Annotated in this window: 9 protein-coding genes and 1 rRNA gene; 5 read left to right on the top strand and 5 right to left on the bottom strand. The window is 41.0% G+C overall.

The features are described from left to right. Window positions 1-106: ribosomal RNA gene (gene rrf, locus FTU66_RS11370) — 5S ribosomal RNA — on the top strand; the annotation flags it as partial. Between the two features lie 138 nt (window positions 107-244). On the opposite strand, the gene FTU66_RS11365 is transcribed toward rrf, so the two are convergent. The 5 genes from FTU66_RS11365 to rplM form a co-directional block, all read right to left on the bottom strand. Continuing rightward, window positions 245-895 (bottom strand): hypothetical protein, encoded by a 651-nt coding sequence (locus tag FTU66_RS11365; RefSeq protein WP_179996310.1) that lies wholly within the window; start codon window positions 893-895, stop codon window positions 245-247. Between the two features lie 16 nt (window positions 896-911). Further along, the gene (locus FTU66_RS11360; RefSeq protein WP_004972487.1) at window positions 912-1,340 is read right to left on the bottom strand and encodes a ClpXP protease specificity-enhancing factor; all 429 of its coding nucleotides are present in this window, start codon (window positions 1,338-1,340) and stop codon (window positions 912-914) included. A 10-nt stretch (window positions 1,341-1,350) separates the two neighbouring features. Then, window positions 1,351-2,004 (bottom strand): glutathione S-transferase N-terminal domain-containing protein, encoded by a 654-nt coding sequence (locus FTU66_RS11355; RefSeq protein WP_180112817.1) that lies wholly within the window; start codon window positions 2,002-2,004, stop codon window positions 1,351-1,353. Between the two features lie 249 nt (window positions 2,005-2,253). Next, complete coding sequence (rpsI, locus tag FTU66_RS11350) at window positions 2,254-2,640, bottom strand: 30S ribosomal protein S9 (RefSeq protein WP_004972483.1); 387 nt, start codon at window positions 2,638-2,640, stop codon at window positions 2,254-2,256. A 12-nt stretch (window positions 2,641-2,652) separates the two neighbouring features. Then, window positions 2,653-3,081 (bottom strand): 50S ribosomal protein L13, encoded by a 429-nt coding sequence (gene rplM / locus FTU66_RS11345; protein ID WP_004909012.1) that lies wholly within the window; start codon window positions 3,079-3,081, stop codon window positions 2,653-2,655. 265 nt (window positions 3,082-3,346) lie between these two features. On the opposite strand from rplM, the gene FTU66_RS11340 reads away from it, so the two are divergent. The 4 genes from FTU66_RS11340 (at window position 3,347) to FTU66_RS11325 (ending at window position 6,468) form a co-directional block, all read left to right on the top strand. Continuing rightward, window positions 3,347-3,757, top strand: coding sequence for a hypothetical protein (locus FTU66_RS11340; protein ID WP_180112816.1), 411 nt, complete (start codon window positions 3,347-3,349; stop codon window positions 3,755-3,757). Between the two features lie 62 nt (window positions 3,758-3,819). Beyond that, the gene (gene pdxA, locus FTU66_RS11335) at window positions 3,820-4,788 is read left to right on the top strand and encodes a 4-hydroxythreonine-4-phosphate dehydrogenase PdxA (protein ID WP_004972479.1); all 969 of its coding nucleotides are present in this window, start codon (window positions 3,820-3,822) and stop codon (window positions 4,786-4,788) included. A gap of 19 nt (window positions 4,789-4,807) precedes the next feature. Beyond that, window positions 4,808-5,620: a 16S rRNA (adenine(1518)-N(6)/adenine(1519)-N(6))-dimethyltransferase RsmA gene (gene rsmA / locus FTU66_RS11330; protein WP_180112815.1), complete on the top strand. Its 813-nt coding sequence runs from the start codon at window positions 4,808-4,810 to the stop codon at window positions 5,618-5,620. Then, window positions 5,620-6,468, top strand: coding sequence for a symmetrical bis(5'-nucleosyl)-tetraphosphatase (locus FTU66_RS11325; RefSeq protein WP_096901578.1), 849 nt, complete (start codon window positions 5,620-5,622; stop codon window positions 6,466-6,468). The genes rsmA and FTU66_RS11325 overlap by 1 nt, the downstream gene beginning before the upstream one ends. Window positions 6,469-6,506: the final 38 nt, after the last annotated feature.

Here is a 6,506-nt window from a genome sequence, read left to right as displayed (position 1 = left end):
CATAGCAAGAGTGAACCACCTGATCCCTTCCCGAACTCAGAAGTGAAACCTCTTCGCGCTGATGGTAGTGTGGGGTTACCCATGTGAGAGTAAGTCATCGCCAGCTCATTATTCAAACACCCTCAACAAATGTTGGGGGTGTTTTTTTATGTAGAAAAGAAAATATTAAAAACTATAAAAAGTGAAGGCAAAATAAAACCATCAGATGATGATGGTTTTATTACGGCTTAGATAGAAGATTGATTTAAGCGAATAATTGAGTAACGGAACACCATAGAATTGCTAAAATCGCAATCGCAACGATAGGTTCTAGTACTTTAGACCAAGTGGGTACAATTGCTTCTACAGGCTCAATATTTTGATGATCATCGTGGGTATGTTGTTGAACCATTTGATTAAACTCCTTAATTGATGCCTCTAATGATAGCTCTTCTTGAGGAATTGGTTTAGAACCTTTTAACTCTATTAGATCATTTGTTGACCAAACCCAATCATCCGCTTGACCAGATAAATGTTCAATTTGACCTAGCAATAATTCCCCTAGACCTTTATTGCCAAAATTACCGGTTTGATCCAATTGCTTGAGCTCTGTGAGTTGTAAGGCTAAGACTTCACTAATATTCTGTTCAAGCTCAGTTTTGGAGAGAGGTGACTGATTGTGTGGAGATGTGGTGAGTCGACGTGCAATTTCCTGAATATATAATTCATCTTGATGATCAATTTCTTGATAAAGTTTTTGGTTGTCTTTTCGCCACAGACTGACCAGTTTGCCTAAGCTCAGCGCATTGATTTCTTGAATATATTGGTCGCGATCAACAGCATTATATTGTTTCAAAAGCGAGGGCTTTTGAAGTTTAATCTGCGCTGCAAAATATTGTACTAAATCAAAAGCCATTCACTACTCCATTGTTTTAATCTAATAATCTAAGGCTTGGTTTTTTCTTAGTTTGTTCGGTTTTTTCTTCAGTCTTTGATTCTAAAGCATCTTGATCATTTTGGATATGTGCATACTCACTTGGATCAAAGAATAAGCCTTGTCCATTCTCTCTTGCATAGATACCTACGACGGCATTCATAGGTACATATAAGTCGCGTGATACGCCACCAAAGCGTGCAGAGAAGGTGATTGCATCATTGCTCATGTGTAAGGCATGCACTGCATGTGGAACGATATTTAGGACAATCTGACCATCCTGAATAAATTGTTCAGGAACAAGCGTATTCGGCTGTGTAGCATCGACCAATAAATGTGGTGTGAGTTGGTTATCACAAATCCATTCATAAATTGCGCGGGCTAAATAAGGACGGGTTGGACTTAAATTGATTTCAGATTCAGACATAATATGCTCTTTAAGTATGAATTAAAAATTCTTGATAGCGATTTTTTTCTTGCAAAGTCATTGCTTGAGTGAAGGCAGGGCGTGAAAAAATCCGCTGACAATACAGGAAAATTGGACGACAGTGTTGTTGGGGTAATTCTATGCCCATGGCTTTTAGCCGTATAAATAAGGGTGCCAGCATGCAATCTAAAATACTGAAATTTTCTGACATGAAATAAGGATAATGCTGAAATAATGGTGTCAGTGAAATGAGTGTATCACGTAATTTTTTTTGTGCAGCGCGCTGTGTTGTGTAAACTAAGCTATCAGGATGACGTAGCATCTGATCGGCAAGTTTGAACCAGTCTTGTTCAAAGCGCCAAATATATTGTCTTTGTTCTGCACGTGGCATAGGTGCATCTGCATAGAGTTTATTTTGTCGATAACGATCATCCAGATATTCGGAAATAATCGCAGTATTAAAGAGTTTTAAATCGTTTTCTAGCAGCATTGGAAGTTGATTATACGGATTCAGGCTTGCGAGGTCTTCATCTTCATAATCGACCAAAATCAGTTGATATTTGATTTGTTTTTCGGCCAGAACGTAACGAATCCAATGTGAGCGAAAGTCGTCCGCATGACTGTAGAGGGTAATGCCTTGTAAGGGTGCGTTCTCGACTGACATAATCCGAAATAAAACCAAATGAATAGAATAGGATACTAAACTTAGCCACTAAAATCACCCAGCAAAGCTGATAAAAGTGTATGAGATATTTGTTGATTGGTTTTCAATTTTTGGACTGTATTGAATTTTGATTTTTGGTGTATGTGAATCCGAATTGTTTATCTGGCTTAAAATGCTCAGCTCGTTGATTTGCAAAAAAAAAGCCTTGGAAAATCCAAGGCTTTTTTTGTGTCCGATTCGGTAAACGAATTAACGTTTAGAGAATTGTGGACGTTTACGAGCTTTACGTAAACCAAGTTTCTTACGTTCAACTTCACGAGCATCACGAGTAACGAAACCAGCTTGACGAAGAGCAGGTTTTAAAGTGTCGTCAGATGCGATCAATGCACGAGTAATACCGTGACGGATTGCACCAGCTTGACCACCAATACCACCACCAGCAACAGTGATGTAAAGGTCATATTTTTCAGTAGCTTCAAGAAGCTCTAATGGTTGACGTACGATCATACGAGCAGTTTCACGACCGAAATATTGCTCAAGAGTACGGTTGTTAATTACGAGTTTACCTGTACCAGCTGATAAGAAAACACGTGCAGTTGCGGTCTTACGGCGACCTGTACCATAGTTAGTAGCCATGTGCTGTATCCCTTAGATGTCCAAAACTTGTGGCTGTTGAGCTGTGTGAGGATGCTCAGCACCAGCGTACACTTTCATTTTCTTGATCATAGCATAACCAAGAGGACCTTTTGGCAACATGCCTTTTACAGCGCGTTGGAAGATTTCTTCTGGTTTGTGAGCAACTAATTTCTCGAAATTAGTTTCACGGATACCACCAGGGAAACCAGTGTGGCGATAGTATTTCTTGTCAAGTGATTTGTTACCAGTCACTTGAACTTGCTCAGCATTGATGACAACGATGTAGTCGCCAGTGTCAACGTGAGGAGTATAAGAAGTTTTGTGCTTACCGCGTAAACGACGAGCGATTTCTGTCGCAAGGCGACCTAGAGTTTTGCCAGAAGCATCAACAACGTACCAGTCGTGTTGAACTTCAGCTGGCTTAGCGCTGAGAGTTTTCATTAAACCACTACCTATTATAGTTGGTTTGGACTATGGAAGCTGTCCAAACAAAAAGGAGTCCGAATTCTACCTGAGAATGGGTAGAACTACAATGGAAAAGTCACATTTTAAGCGCTATATTTTATCAAGTTTGGTTATAAAAGCAAAATCACCTCTAGCGACCATTTCACGACAGTAAAAATCAGGTATTGATCTTCTTTATCTAGTGCTGTTTTAGCTTTTTCTGTATGGTCGCAGCAAATAATAATGATGAGGACGGATCACTATGTCTGATGATTTAGAACGCATCGCTACAACGACAAAAGCATTAACGACAGAAGCATTAAAGCCGCAACCAAATAAACTGCTAAAATTTATAGCAGGTTTTTTCATCACATTGATTGGTCTGTATGAACTGGCATTTTTGTTGGTAGGTGCAGCTTATGGTACTGATGTATTTGATTTTATCTTAATCTATTCTGTATTTATGCACATCACCTTGCTCCCTTTTATGTTATATGGCATCGGTGGCTTCATCATCTTGAGTCTATCTGATCAAAACTATCGAGCAGTCACTCAACAAGCGCCCAAAATACTATTTATAGGTTTGTTGTTATGTATGGTCGTGATTGGCATTTCGGAATGGGCGCATCAGATGGGCATCTTAGATAGCCGATTTAGATTAGATTGGAGATAAAACAATTTTGCTCAGGATGGCGCTATAATTCAGCTACACCTAGCTATAGTGGATGAAGCTGCATGCGCCCTTTATATGTCACCAGTGGTGAACCTGCAGGTATTGGACCTGATATTTGTCTAAGTCTGGCAGCTCGACAAGATGAGCGTCCAATTGTGGTATTGGCAGATCATCAATTATTACAACAACGCACCGAAATTCTAAAGCAACAAGTCGAATTGATTGAATATTCAGGTCAGCAACAGCCTGCAGCGCTTGGGCAGTTATATGTTGAGCATGTGCCTTTGGCTGTAGATGTTGAGTTGGGGCATTTAAATGCACAAAATGCAGCTTACGTTTTGGAGCAATTACGTCGCTCAGCTTCTTATGCAATGACAGGTAAGAGTGTGGGCGTGGCGACAGCACCCGTGCAAAAATCTATTATTAATGAAGCTGGTATTTCTTTTAGTGGGCACACTGAATATTATCAGGAGTTTGCAGGTGTTGCGCGTGTGGTGATGATGTTAGCCACCAAAACCTTACGAGTTGCCTTGGCGACCACGCATTTACCTTTACGTGCCGTGGCAGATGCCATTACCAAAACACGTTTAGAACAAGTAATTGATATTTTGCTGCACGATCTAAAAAGCAAGTTTAAAATTGAACATCCTAAAGTATTGGTCTGTGGTTTGAACCCACATGCGGGCGAAGATGGTTATTTAGGCATGGAAGAAATTGAGGTGATTAATCCTGTGCTGCAAAATTACCGTAATCGCGGTGAAAATCTCAGTTTAAGTTTACCTGCAGATACTTTATTTACCCCAGAAAATTTAAAAGATGCCGATGCAGTTTTAGCGATGTATCACGATCAGGGTTTACCTGTGTTAAAATCTCAGGGCTTTGGTGAAGCAATCAATATTACTTTAGGCTTACCGTTTATTCGCACTTCAGTCGATCACGGCACAGCGCTCTCCCTCGCAGGTACGGGACTTGCGAAAAGTTCTAGCTTGCATGTTGCTGTCGATTTAGCGCTGGATTTAGCACGTTCATAATCTCAGCTTGGAAATCTTTATGTATCAAATTAATGCCCTAAACCCAAAGGAAGAAGGGCATCAGGCTCGTAAACGCTTTGGTCAAAACTTTTTACATGACCAACGTGTGATTGCCAAAATTGTACGCTCTGTTAACCCACGTCCGGGTGATAATATTGTCGAGATTGGGCCGGGTTTGGCTGCATTGACCTCACCTTTAATTGGTGAGTGTGATGCCTTGACTGTAGTGGAGTTAGACCGTGATTTGGCTGCAGGCTTGCCAGGGCGTGTACCGCATCCCGAACGCTTGACCATTGTTGAAAGTGATGCCCTGAAATACGATTTTAGTGAATTATTTGCTGAAGGCCGTCCTTTACGTGTGGTCGGAAACTTGCCGTATAACATTTCGACGCCGCTTTTGTTTCATCTCTTAGAGTTTGGTGACAAAGTTAAAGACATGCACTTTATGCTGCAAAAAGAAGTGGTAGATCGTATCACGGCTGAACCGAATACCAAAGAATATGGGCGTTTATCGGTGATGATGCAGTATTATTGTAAGCCAACGTTCTTGTTTGAAGTACCGCCTGGCGCATTTAATCCACCGCCTAAAGTGACTTCTGCAGTATTCCGTTTAGAGCCTTATGTGACTAAACCGATTATTGCCAAAGATGAAAAAGCATTGGCACGTTTGGTGGCGCATGTATTTACCCAACGTCGTAAAACATTGCGCAATAGCTTAAAAGGCATGTTGGCTGAAGATGCGTTTGAACGTGCAGGGGTAGACCCAATGGCACGTCCTGAAACTTTAAGTTTGAGTGCATTTGTCGCATTGGCAGATCAGATGGTGAATTAATGGCAGCAATTCGATACAACTATGTCATTGGTGATGTGCAGGGCTGCTTTGAAGCCTTAAAACTATTATTAAAAGAAATACAGTTCGATCCCGATCAAGATTTTATTTGGTTTGCAGGCGATTTAGTCGCGCGGGGTGAAAACTCGGTAGGTGCTTTGCGTTTTATTAAAAAACTGGTAGATCGTGGCGTTGCAGCAACGGTGTTAGGCAATCACGATTTAACCTTGTTGGCAGGCGCACGTGGCTTAAAGAAAATCAAAGCACAAGACAACACTCGTGATGTGATTGATGCAATTGACAGTGATGATTTGATTGATTGGTTGCGTAAACAACCATTGTGTCTTTTTCCTAATGAAAACACCATTTTAACTCATGCAGGTATTCCACATATTTGGAATGCGGAACAAACCGCAGCTTTGGCAAAAGAAGTTGAGGCGGTGATTGGGCATGAGGACTTTGAGGTAGTGGATGCATTCTTAAAGGAAATGTATGGGGCAGAACCTGCAGTTTGGTCGGATGATTTAGAGGGGCATGCGCGTTTACGTTGTATTACCAACTATTTGACCCGTATGCGTTTAGCCAATGCACAGGGTGGTTTGGAATTCAGCTTTAAAGATGCCTTAGATGATCCGATGCCAGAAGGTTTTAAACCGTGGTTTGAATATCCATCTTTAGCTGCGCAAACACATCAAATCGTATTTGGTCATTGGGCAGCATTGCAGGGACAAACGGTAGCCGACAATATTCAAAATGTGGATGGCGGTTGTGTGTGGGGCAATCAGCTTGTGGCTTATCGTTTGGAAGATCAGCAATTGTTTGCAGTGGATAATCCGCTGGCAGAATGGTAATAACATTCATCTTTAAAATTTAAAAATGTGATGATGAA

The sequence above is a fragment of the Acinetobacter sp. YH12131 genome (genome assembly GCF_013418635.1).
In the GTDB taxonomy this organism is placed as follows: domain Bacteria; phylum Pseudomonadota; class Gammaproteobacteria; order Pseudomonadales; family Moraxellaceae; genus Acinetobacter; species Acinetobacter towneri.
This window is presented reverse-complemented; position numbering and strand designations above follow the sequence as displayed.